The following is a 17,791-nucleotide window of genomic DNA, read 5'->3' on the forward strand; positions in this document are numbered from 1 at the left end:
TTTGCCGCCCCTCTGAGTCCGCCCTCGCAAGCCACCGACAACGCCACCCCCGCCAACAAGCTCCCAACCGGGGTCAGAGCTTTAACTTGCAACTAAATTACGACAAGCAAGCGGTTTGGCCGCGATGAATGCGCTTGAAGGCCGGGCGCAACAGTGCGTCGCCCGTGGATCCATCATGCGTTCATACGAATATTGTTTTGTGGAAATAAATTTCGAATTAGAGCTCTGACCCCGGTTGTAGGATTTTGGGAGGGTGGGCGTTGGGCGTTGGAAGAATGTGTTGTCATAAAGGATCGTTTAAGCCTGTGCGGGACCTAAACCGGTACAATTGCGCCTTTATTAAGTAGCTGAGCTGACCCCGACCATGACGAACAAGCGCCCGACGCTCTCCATCAAACCCGCCGCCGCCAAAAACGCCAAGCCGGCCGCGCCGCGCATGCGCGCGAGTTACGAGGTCAAACCGGTGCTCCAGCCCGGCTACCGCCCCGACCTGAAACCCGATTCGCTCGCGCTGTGCCTGCTCGGCGCGGCCAATGCCGTGGCCCAGGTGCGCGCCGGCGCCGCCTTGCCGCAGGCGCTCTTGACCGCCTTCGGCGTGACCGCCGCCGCGCCCCAGGCGCGCGGGGCGATCCAGGATATCGCCTACCGCACCATGCGCCAGCTCGGCCGCAGCGAAACCCTGCTCGGCCTGATGACCTCGAAGGCCCCCGAGCCGCCGATGCTGGCCAGCCTGCTGTGCTGCGCCCTGACCCTGATCGATACGCCCGACGGCGCCGAGCCGCCCTACGAAGTGTTTACCGTCGTCGACCAGGCCGTCACCGTGGCCAGTTCGCATCCGGACATGGCGCACGCCAAGGGCATGGTCAATGCCGTGCTGCGCCGCTTCCTGCGCGAACGCGAGGAGCTGCTCAAGAGCGCCTTGACGCAGCCGGTCGCGCAGTTCAATTATCCGCAGTGGTGGATCGACGCCGCCAAGGCGGCTTATCCGGGCAACTGGCAAGCGATCCTGGCGGCCGGCAACGCCCAGCCGCCGTTGACCTTACGCGTGAACCAGCGCAAGACCACGGTCGAGGCCTATATACAGTTGCTGGCCGACGCCGGCATGGCCGCCACGCGCATCGGCCCGTCGGCCGTGCGCCTCGAAAAAGCGCTGGGCGTGGCCTTGATTCCCGGTTTCGAGGAGGGCCTGGCCTCGGTGCAGGACGCCGGCGCCCAGCTGGCCGCGCCGCTGCTCGATGTGCGCGACGGCATGCGCGTGCTCGACGCCTGCGCCGCGCCAGGCGGCAAGACGTGCCACCTGCTGGAACTGGCGCAGCTGGACCTGACCGCGCTCGATTCGGACCCCAAGCGCCTCGAGCGCGTGGGCGAGAACCTGGAACGCCTCGGTTTGTCGGCCACGCTCAAGGCTTTCGAAGCCCAGACCAGCGTCTGGTGGGACGGCCAGCAGTTCGACCGCATCCTGGCCGACGTGCCCTGCACGGCCTCTGGCATCGTACGGCGCCACCCGGACATCCGCTGGTTGCGGCGCAAGGGCGATGCACTCCAACTTGCAACACTTTCGGCCAAAATTCTCGACAACCTTTGGCAGATGCTGCGCCCGAATGGTAAATTGCTGTTCGTGACATGTTCGCTCTGGCCCCAGGAATCGGAGGCGCAGGCCGCCGCATTCGCGGTGCGCCACAACGCGACCCGCCTCGCCGCGCCGGGACAGTTGCTTCCGACCGGTACCGCCGTGCAGGATCATGACGGTTTGTTCTACGCCCTGTTTCAAAAAAACGCGACGTAACGGGTCCTTCGACTATGCGAACTTTTAAGGCTCTGTCCCTCCTGTGACATTACGATTTTTCCGACTCCTGGCCTGCCAGCTGCTGCTGATGTTCGCGTCCGCATGCGCGTTCGGGCCGGCACGGGCGGCGGAAGTGGTCGATATCACGCATGCCCACATCGAGGCGACCGACGAGGGCTACCGCCTCGCGGCCAGCTATGCGTTCGAGCTCAACGAGGGCCTGGAAGACGCCATCAAGCATGGCGTGCAGCTGTACTTCACCACCGAAATCGAACTGACCCGCCCGCGCTGGTACTGGTACGACGACAAGGCTGTCTCGGCGCGCCAGACCATCCGCATCTGGTACAACGTGCTCACGCGCCAGTACCATGTGTCGGTGCTGGGCAGCATGGCGCAGAGCTTCCCGACCCTGGAAGACGCGATGGTGCTGATCCGCCGGCCCAGCCGTTGGGTGATCGCGCCGAAAGCGGCGCTCAAGCGCGGCGAGACTTACAACGTCACCGTGCGCATGTTCATGGACCGGGAATTGCTGCCCAAGCCGATGCAGGTCAACGCGCTCAATAATTCCGACTGGCGCCTCGCTTCCAAGAACAAGACCTTCCCCTACACGGCGGAATGAGCAACGTGGAACTGGAACCAGCGTGAAACAGGTCTTGCGCTATGCCGTGATGGTCGGCGCCGCCGTCGTCAGCATCCTGCTGTTCCTGCTCGCCTCCGCCTCCGACAATTCGGGCTTTTTCGACCGTTACTATACCTGGCTGCTCGGCCTGAACGCGGCCGTGGCCGGCGCGCTGCTGGTGTTCGTGGTGGTGGCGCTGGCGCGCCTGTATGTGCGCTACAAGAGCGGCAAGTTCGGCTCGCGCCTGATGACGCGCCTGGTGGTGCTGTTCGCCGGCATCGGCATCTTGCCGGGGCTGGTCATCTTCCTGGTGTCGGTGCAGTTCGTGTCGAACTCGATCGAGTCGTGGTTCAACGTAAAGATCGAGGCGGCGCTCGAATCGGGCGTGAGCCTGGGCGTGGCCGCGCTCGACCAGGCGCGCAGCGAACTGGGGGCCATCGGCGAGATCAGCGCGGCCACCATCGCCGGCCAGGAAGAAGTCGCGTCGCACGATATCCTCACGCGCCTGGTGCGGGAGCAGGAGGGGATGCTGAGCGCGGTCATCATCGGCCAGGACGGCAAATCGATCACCAGCGCGGCCGCCCCGCGGGTCGACCTGAAGGCCGACCTGCCGACGCCGGCCATGCTGTTGCAGGCGGTGATGCCGGGCGGGTATTCGGTGGCCGAGGGCGGGGTGGAGCGCGACTTCAAGGATGCCAGCGGCAACCACGGGGGCGTGCCGGGCGCGCTCGATGGCGCCACCAGCCTGCGCCTGCGCGTGGTGCTGGCCATTCCCGAGCCGCCCGGGGCGTCGCCGCGCTTTTTGCAGCTGATCCAGGCGGTGCCGGTCAAGCTGGCGCTCAACGCCGAGGTGCTGCGCACCGCCTACAGCGAGTACCAGGAGCGCTTCGTGGCGCGCACCGGCTTGCGCAAGATGTATATCGAAACGCTCACCTTGACCTTGCTGCTGGCGATCTTCGGGGCGATCGCCAGCGCCTTTGTGATCGCCGGTAAACTGGCGCAGCCGCTGCTGGTGCTGGCCGAGGGCACGCGCGCGGTGGCCGAGGGCGACCTGTCGCCGCGCCCGATCGTGGCCACCTCGGACGAACTGGGCACGCTCACGCAATCGTTCAACACCATGACCGGCCAGCTGTTCGAGGCGCGCAGCGCGGTCGAGCGCAACCGCGCCGCCCTGCAGAGCGCCAAGGCGCACCTCGAATCGGTGCTCGAGAATATGTCGGCCGGGGTGATCGTGCTGGACGCCGATTCGAAACTGGTCAGTTCGAACGAGGCGGTCGAGCGCATCCTGCAGCACGACGTGGCCGGCCACATGGGCATGGCGCTGGCCGCGATCGACGGGCTGGAGGTGTTCGCGCAAGCCATCGCCAAGGCCTTTTCGACCCAGAGCGCGCAGAGCGCGGCCGGTTCGGCGCGCAAGCGCACCCACTGGCAGCAGGAGATCGAAATCCCGCGCCGGCTCGGCACCAACGACGACCATGACATCACCCTGCTGGCGCGCGGCTCGCGCCTGCCGGTGGGCGCCGGCAGCGGCTACATCGTGGTGTTCGACGATATTTCGGATGTGATCTCGGCGCAGCGCTCGATGGCCTGGGGCGAAGTGGCGCGGCGCCTGGCGCACGAGATCAAAAACCCGCTCACGCCGATCCAGCTCTCGGCCGAGCGCATGCAGATGAAGCTCGAGTCGCGCCTGCAAGGGACCGACCGCGACCTGCTCAACAAGAGTACCGCCACCATCGTCAACCAGGTCGACGCCATGAAGCGCATGGTGGACGATTTCCGCGACTATGCCAAGGCGCCGCCGGCCGTGCTCGACAAGCTCGACCTGAACGCGCTGGTGGGCGAAATCTTGCATTTATACCTATCCGGCGATGAAAGCGATATTATTCATGCCGAGCTGGCCGACAAGCTGCCATCGGTGATGGGCGATGCGACCCAATTGCGCCAGGTGATCCATAACCTGCTGCAAAACGCCCAGGATGCGATGAGCGAGCGCGGCCCCGATGCACCGGCGGCGCGCATCGATATCACCACCGAGGCGATTCATTACCACGGCGCGAACGGGGCCGGCACTGCGGTGCGCTTGTCGATTGTCGATAACGGGCCGGGATTCGCCCCTAAAATCCTGTCGCGCGCATTCGAGCCGTATGTGACCTCGAAGGTGCGCGGAACCGGCCTGGGACTGCCGATGGTGAAGAAAATCATCGATGAACACGGCGGCAAGATCGAGATACAGAACCGGAGTGACGGAACTGGCGCGTCAGTGTTGATTTTACTGTTAAAGTTAGCACCGGCCAGCGTTGTGGCACAAGCGTTGAACTAAGAATAAAATCGCGGCTGTGAGCGGTATGCGCTGCATGCCATTGGAGCGGGAAAAAAGAGGAAGGCAAACACATGGCAAACATTCTCGTAGTTGATGATGAAATGGGTATCCGGGAGTTACTCTCGGAAATCTTGGGCGACGAAGGCCATGCAATCACGCTCGCTGAAAACGCGCAGCAGGCGCGCGATGCGCGCGCGGCGGGGGCACCGGACCTGGTGCTGCTCGATATCTGGATGCCGGACACCGATGGCGTCACCCTGCTCAAGGAGTGGCAGCGCGACGGCTTGCTGACCATGCCGGTCATCATGATGTCCGGTCACGCGACCATCGATACGGCGGTCGAGGCAACCCGGATCGGCGCGCTTAACTTCCTCGAGAAGCCGATCGCGCTGCAAAAACTGCTCAAGGCGGTGCAGCAGGGCCTGACACGGGCCCAGGAAGTGGTGCGCGCGCCGGTGATCGCGCCGCGTCCGATGCTCGCGCCCCAGCCCGAGGAAAGCCCGATGACGGCCTCGGCCATGTTTTCGGCGCAAACCCCGCAATCGGCCATCGCGCCGCGCATGGGCGGCATGCCGAACGGGGAAGGGCACGGTTTCAACCTCAGTTTCGACCTGCCGCTGCGCGAGGCGCGCGACGCCTTCGAGCGCATGTACTTCGAGCATCATCTGGGGCGCGAGGGAGGCAGCATGACCCGCGTGGCCGAAAAAACCGGGCTGGAACGCACTCACCTGTACCGCAAGCTCAAGCAACTCGGCGTCGAGCCGGGCAAGCTGGCTAAAAAGAACGGATGAGTACACCCCTTGCGCGCCGGACCGCCCTGACCCTGGTCACGGGCGGCCCGGCGGCGCAGCGCGAGGCGGCCGTCGCGGCGCGCCTGGCGCACGCCGGCCCGCCGCGCGGGCTGGTCGCCGTCGTGCTCGAAGGCTTGCCATCCGGCCAAACCTTGCTCTCTCCTTCCGACTCCCTGCATGTGTACCGCATCGCGCCCGGCTGCCTTTGCTGCACCGGCAATCTCGTTTTGCGTGTAACATTAAACCGGATCCTGCGTCTGCGCCCCGAGCTGCTGTTCATCGGGCTGGCCGCCACGGACCACCTTGATCAGTTGCGATCGTGGCTGCAAGAGCCGCCATACGATCAGCTGTTGGAACTGACAGCGGACCTGCGCACTTGAAAATCGGTCCGCATAGCCCCACCTGCCTTGTTGAGCACAGTGGAACGTCTGATCGAGTGAAGGAGCAATCATGAACATGATCTACAACAGTGAACAGTACAGTGTGGTCGAATTCGGCGTCGATCACAATCTCGAAGCCTTGCGCTTCGGCGGCTATGAAATCGTCGACAAATCGGGTCGTCGCGAAGCATTTATCGGCGGCAAACTTGCGCAATCGTTCAGGCGCGACGTCAACAACCTGATCGCCAGCGAACCGACCATGGAAGAGATCGATGACTTCCTGGGCTCGTATGACTCGCTGATGAGCCAAGCTGTGTTGTTGCACTAATTGCACTTGTGTTTGCAGGCTCTGGAACAGAGCCGGCATCGTTTCACCGTCCTGTCTGCCGCTGGCGGACAGGAAGCGGCAAGCCAGGTCGCCGCCCACGGCGGCAGTCGTCCCGAATTGCCGTCCGAACATGGTATTCTTGCGCCATGTGCCAACTCCTCGGAATGAACTGCAATGTCCCTACGGACATTGTTTTTAGCTTTACCGGCTTCGCCATGCGCGGCGGCCGCACCGATACCCACCACGATGGCTGGGGCATCGCCTTCTTCGAGGGCGCCGGCGTGCGCCATTTCGTCGACCACCAGGCGGCGGTGGAATCGCCTGTGGCCGAACTGATCAAGCGCTATCCCATCCAGTCCAAAAATGTCATTGCGCACATCCGCAAGGCGACCCAGGGCCATGTTGCGCTGGAAAACTGCCATCCTTTCGTGCGCGAACTGTGGGGCCGCTACTGGGTGTTCGCCCACAATGGCGACCTGAAGGAGTTCGCACCGACCCTGAACGGCCCCTACCGTCCGGTCGGCAGCACCGACAGCGAAAAAGCCTTTTGCTTCCTGCTCCAGGAATTGCGCAGCCGCTTCGGCGACAGCGCCCCCGCGCTGCCCGTGCTGCGCGCGGCATTGCAGGAACTGGTGGCCGCGGTGGCCCTGCACGGCACTTTCAACCTGATGCTGTCGGACGGTTCGGCCCTGTTCGTGCATTGCTCCACCAAGCTGCATTATGTGGTGCGCCAGCATCCTTTTGTAACCGCCAGCCTGTCCGATGAAGATGTCAGTGTTGATTTTTCTCAAGTCACGACCCCGGAAGATCGGGTAGCCATCATCGTTACCGAACCGCTCACCACCAACGAACAGTGGACCGCCTTCGCGCCCGGCGAATTCAAAGTGTTTGTGGATGGAATGTCAATACAGGAGCGATAAGTATTTCCTCCACGCACTGGTATTAATTAGGTTACATTACCGGCTGTTATTATTGATATTTACAGGACAGATGAGCCACGACGCCGAATCCGACCTCATGGCGCAACAGATGCCCGTGCGTGATTTCTACCTGGGGCGCCAGCCGATCCTCGACCGACAACAAGGTTTGTACGGTTACGAAATGCTTTTCCGCAACGCGGCAGGCGAATCGGCCGAGATCGACAACGATGTCGTCGCCACCGCCACCGTGATTGCCCACACCGCCCAGCTGGGCCTGGAAAAAGTCATCGGCGATGCGCTCGGTTTCCTGAATGTCGACGCTGAAGTGCTGATGAGCGACATTTTCGTGTTCCTTCCGCGCGAGCGGGTAGTGCTGGAAATCGTCGAGAGCATGGTGGTCAAGCAGGCGCTGCTCGACCGTATTGCCGACCTGAGCGCACACGGCTTTCGCTTTGCGCTCGACGATGTACGCCTCGATGCGCCCGAAGTGCAACAGCTGTTGCCAATGGTCGAATACGTCAAGCTCGACGTGCGCACCATGCCGCTGTCCGGCTTGACTGCAGCCGCGCCCCGTTTCAAGCGCGAAAAAAAGAAGCTGATCGCCGAAAAGGTCGAATCGCGCGAGGAATTCGAGCTCTGCCTCGGCCTGGGGTTCGACTATTTCCAGGGCTACTATTTTGCCCGGCCGGCCGTGATCAGCGGGCGCAAGCTGTCGCCATCCCAGCTGGCGCTGCTCGAATTGATGGGCCTGGTGACTTCGGACGCCGACAATATCGAGATCGAACGGGCGGTCAAGCGCGACGTGACCCTGGCGCTCAACCTGCTGCGCCTGGTCAACACGCCCGCCATCGGCATGCGCCACCGCATCGATTCGATCAGCCAGGCGGTGACCATTCTCGGCCGCCGCCAGTTGCAGCGCTGGCTGCAGATCATGCTGTACGCCGAGCCTTCGCGCGGCGGCAACAGCATGACGCCGCTGTTGTTGCTTGCCACCACGCGCGGGCGCCTGCTCGAATTGCTGGCGCAGCGCCTGCGTCCCGGCCAGCGCAACGTGGCCGAGATCGCCTTCACCGTCGGCATCATGTCGCTGATGGATGCCTTGTTCGGGATGCCGATGACGGTCATCGTCGAGCAGATTCCCGTCATCGACGAGGTAGTACACGCGCTGCTGGGGCGCCGCGGCTTTTTCGGCGACCTGTTGCACCTGGCCGAGTGCATCGAGCGCATGGAAGAGTCGGATGAGCAGGTGCTGCCCGCGCTGCGCGAACTGGCGATTTCCAGCGAAGAACTGATCGAACTGGAAGTGGCTGCCTTCGAGTGGAGCGACAAGGTGGTGCGTTACGCGATCTGAGCACGATTCGCCGGGCGCCGCGTCGTTCCCGCCTGCGCGGGAACGACGCGGCGATTGCCGCAACGATGGCAAGGTGTGTTGCCTGCCTGCGTCGCAGCAGCGACGCGCTGCTACGACAAATTCGGCGCCAGCCAGCGTTCCAGGTCTTCTTTCGGCACGCCACGCCGTTTGGCCATGTCGTTCAACTGGTCTTCGCCGATCTTCCCGACCACGAAATACTTCGCTTCCGGGTGCGCGAAATAGAAACCCGATACCGCCGCGCCCGGGAACATGGCGAACGACTCGGTCAATTCCATGCCGATCTCCTGCGCCTGCAGCACCTTGAACATCGCGGCTTTCACCGTATGCTCCGGGCAGGCCGGATAACCGGGGGCCGGGCGAATCCCCGCATAGCGCTCGCCGATCATCTCTTCATTCGTCAGGTTCTCGCCCGCCGCATACCCCCACAAGTCGGTGCGCACGCGCTCGTGCATGTATTCGGCGAACGCTTCGGCCAAGCGGTCCGCCAGCGACTTGAGCATGATCGACGAATAATCGTCGTGCGCATCTTCAAACCGCTTTTCGTATTTTTCGATTCCCAGCCCGCTGGTCACCGCAAACATGCCGATATAATCCTTGATGCCCGACGCTTTTGGCGCGATAAAATCGGCCAGGCACTGGTTCGGGCGCTGCACGCCATCGACCAGCGGTTTCACGCCCTGCTGGCGCAAACCGTAATACGTGAACGCCACCGTGGCGCGCGTGTCGTCCGTATAGACCTCGATATCGTCGTCATTGACGCTGTTGGCCGGCATCAGCGACACCACGCCGTTGGCCGTCAGCCAGCGCCCCTCGATGATTTTCTTGAGCAGCGCCTGGCCTTCTTCGAATACCTTCGAGGCCGCTTCGCCGACCACCTCGTCGCTCAGGATCGCGGGGAAGGGACCGGCCAGGTCCCAGGTCTGGAAGAACGGACCCCAGTCGATATACCTGGCCAGGGTACCCAGGTCGACGTTCTTGAATTCGCGGCGGCCGATGAATTTGGGCCGCACCGGCTCGAACGCCAGCGCCATCTTGTTGGCGCGCGCGGCCGCCAGCGACAAAATCGGCAGCGCTTTCTTGTTGGCGTGCTGCTCGCGGATGCGCACATAATCCTGGGCGATGTCGTCGATGTACTGGTCGCGGCTCTCGGGCGTGAGCAGCGACTGCGCCACCGACACCGAACGCGAGGCGTCCGGCACGTACACCACGGGACCGTCGTAGTTGTGGGCGATCTTGACCGCCGTGTGGGCGCGGCTGGTGGTGGCGCCGCCGATCAGCAGCGGAATCTTCAGCATGCGGAAGTGCGGGTCGCGCTGCATTTCCTTGGCCACGTGGGCCATCTCTTCGAGCGACGGCGTGATCAGGCCCGACAGGCCGATCATGTCGGCGTTTTCGACCTTGGCGCGCGCCAGGATTTCGGAGCAGGGCACCATCACGCCCATGTTCACGACTTCGAAGTTATTACACTGCAGGACCACGGAAACGATGTTCTTGCCGATGTCATGCACGTCGCCCTTGACGGTGGCGATCACGATCTTGCCCTTCGGTTTGGCGACAATGCCGGTGCGTTTTTCTTCCAGCAGTTTTTCTTCTTCGATGAAGGGAATCAGGTGGGCCACGGCCTGCTTCATGACGCGCGCCGATTTCACCACCTGCGGCAGGAACATCTTGCCTTGTCCGAACAGGTCGCCGACCACGTTCATGCCGTCCATCAGCGCTCCTTCGATCACGTGGATCGGGCGCCCGCCGTTGTGCAGCAGTTCCTGGCGCGCTTCTTCGGTGTCTTCCACGATCCACTGGGTGATGCCGTGTACCAGCGCGTGCGAGAGGCGCTGCTGCACCGTGCCTTCGCGCCAGGCCAGGGTCTGCACATCCTGCTTGTCGCCGGCCTTCAGGGTGCCGGCGATCTCGATCATGCGCTCGGTGGAATCAATCCGGCGGTTCAGCACCACGTCTTCGACCCGCTCGCGCAATTCGGGCGCGATGTCGTCGTACACGCCCATCATGCCGGCGTTGACGATCCCCATGGTCATGCCGGCCTTGATGGCGTGGTACAGGAACACGGTGTGGATCGCTTCGCGCGCCGGGTCGTTGCCGCGGAAGCTGAACGACACGTTCGAGACGCCCCCCGAGATTTTCGCGTGCGGCAGCTTGTCCTTGATCCAGCGCGTGGCGTTGATGAAGTCGACCGCGTAGTTATTGTGTTCTTCGATGCCGGTGGCGATGGCAAAGATGTTCGGGTCGAAGATGATGTCTTCGGGCGGGAAGCCCACCTGTTCGGTCAGCACCTTGTAGGCGCGCGCGCAGATCTCGGTCTTGCGCGCAAAGGTATCGGCCTGGCCCTGTTCGTCGAAGGCCATCACGATCACGGCGGCCCCGTAGCGGCGGCACAGGCGCGCCTGGCGGATGAATTCTTCTTCGCCTTCCTTCATCGAGATGGAATTGACGATGGCCTTGCCCTGCACGCATTTGAGGCCCGCTTCGATCACCGACCACTTGGACGAGTCGATCATGATCGGCACGCGCGAAATGTCCGGTTCGGACGCGATCAGGTTCAAGAAGCGTTCCATGGCCGCCTTCGAGTCGAGCATCGCCTCGTCCATGTTGATGTCGATGACCTGGGCGCCGTTTTCCACCTGCTGGCGCGCCACCGACAGCGCTTCGTCGTACTGCTCATTTAGAATCATGCGCGCAAAGGCCTTGGAGCCGGTCACGTTGGTGCGCTCGCCGACGTTCACGAACAGGGAGTCCTGGTCGATGGTGAACGGCTCGAGGCCCGACAGGCGCTGCGCCACCGGGATGCTTGGGACCGCGCGCGGCGCGGTGGTGGCCAGCATGTCGGCGATCGCCTTGATGTGGTCGGGGGTGGTGCCGCAGCAGCCGCCGGCGATGTTGATAAAGCCGCTGTCGGCAAATTCGCGCAGCAGCGACGAGGTGTCGGCCGGCAGTTCGTCGAAACCGGTGTCGCTCATCGGGTTGGGCAGGCCGGCGTTCGGGTAGATGCAGACAAAGGTGTCGGCAATTTGCGACAGTTCTTCAGCGTAGGGGCGCATCAGGGCCGCGCCCAGCGCGCAGTTCAGGCCAATCGTCAGCGGCTTGGCGTGGCGCACCGAGTTCCAGAAGGCGGGCACAGTCTGGCCCGACAAAATCCGTCCCGAGGCGTCGGTGACGGTCCCGGAAATCATGATCGGCAGCCGTTCGATGGCCGGATTCTCGTCGAAATACAGGTCGATCGCAAACAGCGCCGCCTTGCAGTTGAGGGTGTCGAAGATGGTTTCGACCAGCAGCACGTCCGAGCCGCCTTCGACCAGGCCGCCCACCTGTTGGTGGTAGGCGGCGACCAATTGGTCGAAGGTGACGTTGCGCGCGGCCGGGTCGTTCACGTCGGGCGAGATCGAGGCCGTTTTCGGGGTCGGCCCGAGCGCGCCGGCCACGAAGCGCGGCTTGTCCGGGGTGCTGTACTTGTCGCAGGCGGCGCGCGCCAGCCTGGCGGCGGCCACGTTCATCTCGCGCGCCAGGTGGCCCATGTGATAGTCGTCCTGGGCGATGGTGGTGGCGCCGAAGGTGTTCGTTTCGATCAGGTCGGCGCCGGCGGCGAGGTAGCGCTCGTGGATCTCGCCGATGATGTGCGGCTGGGTCAGGGTCAGCAATTCATTGTTGCCCTTGACGAAAAGCTCGCGCGCACCGCTGCCGGCCGGGGCCGCAAAACCGGCAAACCTGCCGTCCGGGCCGCCGCGGTAGGCTGCTTCGTCCAGTTTGTACTGCTGGATGATGGTGCCCATCGCGCCATCGAGGATCATGATCCGGCGCGACAGGATGTCGCGCAGCCGGGTTTCAGTCGTGGACATGGCGGGATGGGTAGTCATGATTGTGCTTTCAATGGGCGGGTCGGAACCGGTGTGGACCGGGTCTAAAATTATACGGCATCGTACGCGTTTGGTTTCCCGGAGGGCAATTGATGAGTTCGCTTTGTATCGTTTTGTATTTAAATAGTGACTTGATACAAGACGATACAAAACGTGAGGTGTCTGCAATCTTTGCGTTACATGCGAAGACGACAATCGCTTCGATGACGCCGCAGTGCGTCTTTACGGGGAACACAAACATGAACGATGATTTTCAAACCAGCTGGTCCGAGCCAGCATCCATGCAGAACGGTGACGCCAGCACCGTTGCGCGCCCATCGGCCGCCGCGCCGCTCAAGCAGATCGTCACGATCCGCCTCGATGTGGATATGCTGAAATGGTTCAAGTCCGCAGGTCCGGGTTACCAGACCCGCATCAACCAGATCTTGCGCGAACATATGCAAGCGCAGCAGGCCGAGCGCGACGCAGGCCAGCAATAAGCTGGCGCCGGCAGGGTGGCTCAGTCCAGGCTGAGTCCGTCCAAAGGGAATCCCTTAAGAAACTCGGCCGCAGGCAAGCGCTTGCCGCCGGGTTTTTGCAGTTCAGTCAGGCGCAAGGTGCCTTGTCGACAGGCGACGATGATGCCGTGCTGGGCGTCGGCCGCCAGCACCTGTCCCGGCGGCGCATCGCTGCCCGCTTCCAGCGCTTCGGCGCCCCAGATCTTGATGATTACCCCGTTGAGCTCGGTGTGCGCGCCGGGGAAGGGGTTGAAAGCGCGGATCTTGCGGGCCAGCTCGTTTGACGACAGGGAAAAATCGAGCGCCGCTTCTTCCTTGCTGATCTTGGCGGCGTAGGTCACGCCGTCGGCCGGCTGCGGCACCGGGTGCAGGGCGCCGGCGGCGCGCGCGCGCAGGGCCTCGACGATCATGCGCGCGCCCAGGGCGGCCAGGGTGTCGTGCAGGGTGGCGGTGGTGTCGGTCGGCAGAATCGCCACCCTTTCCATCAGCAGCATGGGGCCGGTGTCGAGGCCTTCTTCCATCTCCATGATGGTCACGCCGGTTTCCAGGTCGCCCGTTTCGATGGCGCGGTGGATCGGCGCGGCGCCGCGCCAGCGCGGCAGCAGGGAACCGTGGATATTGATGCAGGGCTTGATGTCGAGCGTGCTGCGCGGGAGAATCAGGCCGTAGGCGGCGACCACCATCACGTCGTAGTCGGTGGCCAGCAGGCGTGCGTGCGCGACGGCGGCCTGGGCGGCGCGTTCGGGGTCCTTGCTGTCGAGGCGCAGGGAGAGCGGCTGCAGCACCTCGATGCCGTGGGCCAGGGCGTATTGCTTGACGCTTGATGCGTGCAATTGCAGGCCGCGCCCGGCGGGACGGTCGGGCTGGGTCAGCACCAGCGGAATCTCGAAGCCGGCCTCATGCAGGGCCTGGAGGGCGACGGCGGCGAACTCCGGCGTGCCGGCGAAGATGATTTTCATGGGGTTCCTGGGTTAAACAGTTCAAAGTACAAACGGACTGGCCGCCATCAGCGCAGAACACGGCAGCAACGCGAAAAACCGTCGTTCCCGCGCAGGCGGGAACCCAAGTGATCGGCGCAGCCGGGGACCGGGCAACGGACTTGGGTTCCCGCCTTCGCGGGAACGACGGTTCGACGAGGACGGCGACGGCTGGCCGCCCGCCTTTAGTGCCGGCGACCCGCCGCCCGCAACGCCGCTTCGCGTTCGATCCCGCGCTCTTCCTTGAGCATCTTGGCCTTGATCCGGTTGCGCTTGAGCGGCGACAGGTATTCGACGAACACCTTGCCCATCAAATGGTCCATCTCGTGCTGGATGCAGACCGCCATCAAGCCATCGGCGCTGAATTCGAACGGCTTGCCGTTGGCGTCGAGCGCGCTGACCTTCACTTGCGCAGGGCGCTCCACACCGTCGTAAATGCCCGGCACCGACAAGCAGCCTTCATCGTAGACTTGCTTTTCGGCACTGGCCCAGATGATCTGCGGGTTGATGAAGACGCGCAGGTCGTCCTTGGTCTCGGACGTATCGACAATGATCAGTTGCTCGTGTACGTCAACCTGGCTCGCGGCCAGGCCCACGCCGGGCGCGTCGTACATGGTCTCGGCCATGTCGGCCACCAGTTTGCTGAGGCGCTCGCCGAATTCGGTGACCGGCTTGGCCACCTTGTGCAGGCGTGCGTCTGGGTAGCGGAGAATATTCAGTATTGCCATAGGTCTAGTAATTTCGATAACAATTCGGTGATAATTTCAAGTGCTCATACGCATAAGAATTCTAAAACACAACAAAAACACAACAGACCCGCAACCGGGTTGAGCATGGTTTTTCTTGCTAGTTCAAGGATTTATGTGCAGAATTTGATCCAGTTCGGCAAGCCTTATCATCGATATCGTCGATAGGGTAGCGTTAAATCGCGCTGTCTCTTGCGCTGTGGCTGGCAAGGTGACGTGTCCAGCTAGCAATTCCGTGTTAATGCCGCACTTTACGGACATCTCAATGAAAAATTTTAGCACAGTCGGCGTCCGCGTAGCGGTTGTGGCGCTTTTTGCGGGACTGCTCGCAGCCCCGACCCAAGCGGCCACCTGCGAATTCCGGCCCAACGCTCCTGACCAGCACGTGGTGGTCAAGGGCGATACCTTGTGGGACATTTCCGGCAAGTTCTTGCAGCACCCGTGGTGCTGGCCCCAGGTGTGGGGTTTGAACAAGGAAGAAATCCGCAATCCGCACTGGATTTATCCGGGTCAGATCGTGTACTTCGACCGCAAGAACAACCGCTTGTCGCTGTCCCGTCCGGGTAGCGGCGATGGCTCGGGCAGCGCCAATGGCACCTTGCGCCTGTCGCCCCAGATCCGTACCGAAGGCTTGGGCAAGGATGCGATCCAGGCCATTCCGGCCGGCGTGATCGAGCCGTTCCTGTCGCAGCCGCTGATCGTCGAAGCCGACGAACTGAAGGGCTCGCCGCGCATCGCCGCGGCCCAGGATGGGCACGTCTTCCTCGGCCAGGACGACAAGATTTATGTGCGCGGCGACCTCAAGGGCGGCAGTTCCTTCCAGGTATTCCGTCCGGGCACCCCGCTCAAGGATCCGGAAACCGGCAAGCTGCTCGCCTATGAAGCGGTGTACCTGGGCACGGCCAAGCTGTTCGCCGAAGCCAGGCCGGGCGTCGACGCGCACACCTTCGTGGTGGCCAGTTCCAAGCAGGAAATCGGCGTGGGCGACCTGTTGATTCCGGCGCCGCCGACCGTCATGCGCAACTACATGCCGCACCCGCCCGATCAACGGGTCGACGCGCGCATCATGGGCATCTATTCGGGCGTGACCCATGCCGGCCAGAACCAGGTAGTGAGCGTTAACCGCGGCAAGCTTGACGGAATCGATGTCGGCACCGTGCTGCAGTTGTACACTCTGGGCAGAACGGTGGCCGACCCGGGCGCGCCGAGAAAAGGCATCCTGGGCACCGAGAAAACGATGATCAAGTTGCCTGACGAGCAGTCCGGCACCTTGTTCATTTTCCGTGTGTTCAACCGTGTATCGTACGGCTTGATCATGCAGGTAACCGACCCGGTGAAAATCGGCGACGTGGCCAGATCACCGGAGTAATACCGCCGTGCAAGACACGGACCCCGCCAACCCCCTCAGCCAGGCCGCGCGCCTGGCTGCCTGGGTACGCCTGGAGCAAACACCGGGCGTGGGGGCCGTGACGGCGCAGCGCCTGCTTGCGCGCTTTTCCACCCCGCAGTCCATCTTCAGCGCTTCCCACCTGGCCTTGCGCGCAATTGTCTCCGACAGCGTCGCGCGCGCCTTGTGCGAGCCGATGCCGTACGCTTGCGCCGCCTACCTCGACACCGTAGTCGACTGGCTGGCCGACCCCAGCCACCACCTACTCACCCCCGACGACCCCGCTTTTCCGCCGCTGCTGCGCGAGCTGGCCATGCCGCCGCTGCTGTTGTACGCGTGCGGCCGGGTCGCGTTGTTGTCGGCGCCGGCCGTGGCCATCGTCGGCAGCCGCAATGCGACCGGGCAGGGCGCGGCCAATGCGCGCGCCTTCGCCAGCGCGCTGAGCGCGGCCGGCCTGACCATCGTGTCCGGCCTGGCGCTCGGGATCGATGCTAGCGCGCATGAGGGCGGCTTGCGCGGTCCGGGCTCGACCGTGGCCGTGACCGGCACCGGCGCCGACCGCATCTATCCGAGCCGCAACGAAGCGCTGGCGCGCCGCATTGCGCAAGAGGGCTGCGTGGTCAGTGAGTACCCGCTCGGCAGCGGGCCGACGCCCGCCAACTTCCCGCGCCGGAACCGCCTGATCAGCGGCATGTGCTGCGCCGTGCTGGTGGTCGAGGCGGCCGCCAACTCCGGTTCGCTGATCACGGCCAGGCTGGCGCTCGATCAGGGCCGCGACGTGTTCGCCATTCCCGGCTCGATCCATGCGCCGCTCTCAAAAGGCTGCCACAGCCTGATCCGCGAGGGCGCCACCCTGGTCGACTGCGTCGACGACATCCTGATCCCGCTGCGCGTGGCGCCGCTGGCCACCCTGGCGCGTCAAGCCGACAGCAGCGCATCCTTGCCCGCCGCGCAGCGCGCGCTGCTCGACGCGCTCGGCTACGATCCGGTCGGCGCCGATGCGCTCGGCGCGCTGGTCGGCAGCGATCCGGCGGCGCTGGCGGGCCGCTTGCTGGCGCTGGAACTTGCCGGTCATCTCGAACGATTGCCGGGCGGATTGTTCCAGCGTGTAAAGCGCTAAAAAATCGGCTCTGCGGGGCGCAAGAGGCGCACGGACGGGCTTGTGTTTTAACGAACTTAACTGATAGAGTAGAGCCATGTTCGATATCCTGGTCTACCTTTACGAGACGTACTACCGCCCCGATGCCTGCCCCGAGCCGGCCGCGTTGGCGCGTAAGCTGTCTGCTGTCGGTTTCGACGATGTCGAGATCTCGGAAGCGCTCGTGTGGCTGACCGACCTGACCGAAATGGCGGGCGCCGAAGCGACCCTGGCGTTCACCTCGAGCGGCACGCGCTTTTACGTGCAGCGCGAATACGACGCCCTGGGCAGTTCGGCGGTCGGCTTCATCCAGTTCCTCGAAAGCGCGGGCGTGCTCAGCCCCGTGCAGCGCGAAATCGTGATCGAACGCGCGCTGGCGCTGGAAGAGTCGCCGGTGGGCCTCGGCAAGCTCAAGATCATCGTGTTGATGCTGTTGTGGAGCCAGGGGAAGGAACCGGACGCGCTGATGTTCGACGACCTGTTCGGCTCCGACGACGAGCAGGCCCCGCGCTTGCTGCATTGAGTCCGGCCGCGCCGTTCGGCCGCGCCGTTCGGCCGCGCCGTCCGGCCCGCGCCGGCGGCGTCCCGTTTTCCCTTCCAAGCAACGCTTTCCCCCGCTGCCGGCACGATTCTGGCTTTTGGCATGCAGTGGCTACTTGCGGAT

The 17,791-nt window shown here is 63.5% G+C and carries 15 protein-coding genes; 12 read left to right on the top strand and 3 right to left on the bottom strand.

What is annotated here, in order from left to right; all coding sequences use genetic code 11:
- Nucleotides 1-364 precede the first annotated feature (364 nt).
- The 8 genes from rsmB to F1735_RS00955 all read left to right on the top strand — a co-directional run bounded on the left by rsmB (nucleotide 365) and on the right by F1735_RS00955 (nucleotide 8,495).
- Nucleotides 365-1,786 carry a 16S rRNA (cytosine(967)-C(5))-methyltransferase RsmB gene (gene rsmB, locus F1735_RS00920; protein ID WP_167235169.1) on the top strand — a complete coding sequence of 474 codons (1,422 nt, stop codon included), beginning with the start codon at nucleotides 365-367 and terminating at the stop codon, nucleotides 1,784-1,786.
- 43 nt (nucleotides 1,787-1,829) lie between these two features.
- Entirely contained in the window at nucleotides 1,830-2,405 is a 576-nt protein-coding gene (locus F1735_RS00925; RefSeq protein WP_373888446.1) for a DUF4390 domain-containing protein, read from the top strand.
- Between the two features lie 22 nt (nucleotides 2,406-2,427).
- The gene (locus tag F1735_RS00930) at nucleotides 2,428-4,725 is read left to right on the top strand and encodes a sensor histidine kinase (RefSeq protein WP_167235170.1); all 2,298 of its coding nucleotides are present in this window, start codon (nucleotides 2,428-2,430) and stop codon (nucleotides 4,723-4,725) included.
- Nucleotides 4,726-4,796: 71 nt separating this feature from the next.
- The gene (locus tag F1735_RS00935; protein WP_166870248.1) at nucleotides 4,797-5,516 is read left to right on the top strand and encodes a response regulator; all 720 of its coding nucleotides are present in this window, start codon (nucleotides 4,797-4,799) and stop codon (nucleotides 5,514-5,516) included.
- Entirely contained in the window at nucleotides 5,513-5,896 is a 384-nt protein-coding gene (locus F1735_RS00940) for a GTPase (protein WP_167235171.1), read from the top strand. Before F1735_RS00935 ends, F1735_RS00940 begins: the two co-directional genes overlap by 4 nt.
- Nucleotides 5,897-5,966: 70 nt before the next feature.
- The gene (locus F1735_RS00945; protein WP_167235172.1) at nucleotides 5,967-6,224 is read left to right on the top strand and encodes a BTH_I0359 family protein; all 258 of its coding nucleotides are present in this window, start codon (nucleotides 5,967-5,969) and stop codon (nucleotides 6,222-6,224) included.
- A gap of 146 nt (nucleotides 6,225-6,370) precedes the next feature.
- Nucleotides 6,371-7,144 (top strand): class II glutamine amidotransferase, encoded by a 774-nt coding sequence (locus F1735_RS00950; RefSeq protein ID WP_167235173.1) that lies wholly within the window; start codon nucleotides 6,371-6,373, stop codon nucleotides 7,142-7,144.
- 70 nt (nucleotides 7,145-7,214) lie between these two features.
- On the top strand, nucleotides 7,215-8,495 hold the full coding sequence (locus F1735_RS00955; RefSeq protein ID WP_167235174.1) for an EAL and HDOD domain-containing protein: 1,281 nt from the start codon (nucleotides 7,215-7,217) through the stop codon (nucleotides 8,493-8,495).
- A gap of 110 nt (nucleotides 8,496-8,605) precedes the next feature.
- Here F1735_RS00955 and metH read toward each other — a convergent pair whose 3' ends face one another.
- On the bottom strand, nucleotides 8,606-12,364 hold the full coding sequence (gene metH, locus F1735_RS00960; RefSeq protein ID WP_167235253.1) for a methionine synthase: 3,759 nt from the start codon (nucleotides 12,362-12,364) through the stop codon (nucleotides 8,606-8,608).
- A 257-nt stretch (nucleotides 12,365-12,621) separates the two neighbouring features.
- Here metH and F1735_RS00965 point away from each other — a divergent pair, with 257 nt between their 5' ends.
- On the top strand, nucleotides 12,622-12,861 hold the full coding sequence (locus F1735_RS00965) for a BrnA antitoxin family protein (RefSeq protein WP_167235175.1): 240 nt from the start codon (nucleotides 12,622-12,624) through the stop codon (nucleotides 12,859-12,861).
- Nucleotides 12,862-12,881: 20 nt separating this feature from the next.
- On the opposite strand, the gene fmt is transcribed toward F1735_RS00965, so the two are convergent.
- On the bottom strand, nucleotides 12,882-13,838 hold the full coding sequence (gene fmt, locus F1735_RS00970) for a methionyl-tRNA formyltransferase (protein WP_167235176.1): 957 nt from the start codon (nucleotides 13,836-13,838) through the stop codon (nucleotides 12,882-12,884).
- 203 nt (nucleotides 13,839-14,041) lie between these two features.
- On the bottom strand, nucleotides 14,042-14,584 hold the full coding sequence (def, locus tag F1735_RS00975; RefSeq protein ID WP_167235177.1) for a peptide deformylase: 543 nt from the start codon (nucleotides 14,582-14,584) through the stop codon (nucleotides 14,042-14,044).
- Nucleotides 14,585-14,867: 283 nt separating this feature from the next.
- Here def and F1735_RS00980 point away from each other — a divergent pair, with 283 nt between their 5' ends.
- The 3 genes from F1735_RS00980 to F1735_RS00990 all read left to right on the top strand — a co-directional run bounded on the left by F1735_RS00980 (nucleotide 14,868) and on the right by F1735_RS00990 (nucleotide 17,650).
- Nucleotides 14,868-15,971: a LysM peptidoglycan-binding domain-containing protein gene (locus F1735_RS00980; RefSeq protein ID WP_167235178.1), complete on the top strand. Its 1,104-nt coding sequence runs from the start codon at nucleotides 14,868-14,870 to the stop codon at nucleotides 15,969-15,971.
- Nucleotides 15,972-15,978: 7 nt separating this feature from the next.
- Nucleotides 15,979-17,109: a DNA-processing protein DprA gene (gene dprA / locus F1735_RS00985; RefSeq protein ID WP_167235179.1), complete on the top strand. Its 1,131-nt coding sequence runs from the start codon at nucleotides 15,979-15,981 to the stop codon at nucleotides 17,107-17,109.
- Between the two features lie 76 nt (nucleotides 17,110-17,185).
- Nucleotides 17,186-17,650, top strand: a complete 465-nt coding sequence (locus F1735_RS00990) for a DUF494 family protein (RefSeq protein WP_167235180.1) — start codon at nucleotides 17,186-17,188, stop codon at nucleotides 17,648-17,650.
- Nucleotides 17,651-17,791: the final 141 nt, after the last annotated feature.

It is taken from the genome of Massilia genomosp. 1 (assembly GCF_011682185.1).
Classification (GTDB): domain Bacteria; phylum Pseudomonadota; class Gammaproteobacteria; order Burkholderiales; family Burkholderiaceae_D; genus Telluria_A; species Telluria_A rubra.

Coding starts and splice junctions, on each gene's coding strand:
- F1735_RS00935 (WP_166870248.1), top strand. CDS start 4,797: ATGGCAAACATTCTCGTAGTTGATGATGAAATGGGTATCCGGGAGTTA.
- F1735_RS00940 (WP_167235171.1), top strand. CDS start 5,513: ATGAGTACACCCCTTGCGCGCCGGACCGCCCTGACCCTGGTCACGGGC.
- def (WP_167235177.1), bottom strand. CDS start 14,584: ATGGCAATACTGAATATTCTCCGCTACCCAGACGCACGCCTGCACAAG.
- metH (WP_167235253.1), bottom strand. CDS start 12,364: ATGTCCACGACTGAAACCCGGCTGCGCGACATCCTGTCGCGCCGGATC.
- fmt (WP_167235176.1), bottom strand. CDS start 13,838: ATGAAAATCATCTTCGCCGGCACGCCGGAGTTCGCCGCCGTCGCCCTC.
- F1735_RS00965 (WP_167235175.1), top strand. CDS start 12,622: ATGAACGATGATTTTCAAACCAGCTGGTCCGAGCCAGCATCCATGCAG.
- rsmB (WP_167235169.1), top strand. CDS start 365: ATGACGAACAAGCGCCCGACGCTCTCCATCAAACCCGCCGCCGCCAAA.
- F1735_RS00990 (WP_167235180.1), top strand. CDS start 17,186: ATGTTCGATATCCTGGTCTACCTTTACGAGACGTACTACCGCCCCGAT.
- F1735_RS00955 (WP_167235174.1), top strand. CDS start 7,215: ATGAGCCACGACGCCGAATCCGACCTCATGGCGCAACAGATGCCCGTG.
- F1735_RS00980 (WP_167235178.1), top strand. CDS start 14,868: ATGAAAAATTTTAGCACAGTCGGCGTCCGCGTAGCGGTTGTGGCGCTT.
- F1735_RS00945 (WP_167235172.1), top strand. CDS start 5,967: ATGAACATGATCTACAACAGTGAACAGTACAGTGTGGTCGAATTCGGC.
- F1735_RS00950 (WP_167235173.1), top strand. CDS start 6,371: ATGTGCCAACTCCTCGGAATGAACTGCAATGTCCCTACGGACATTGTT.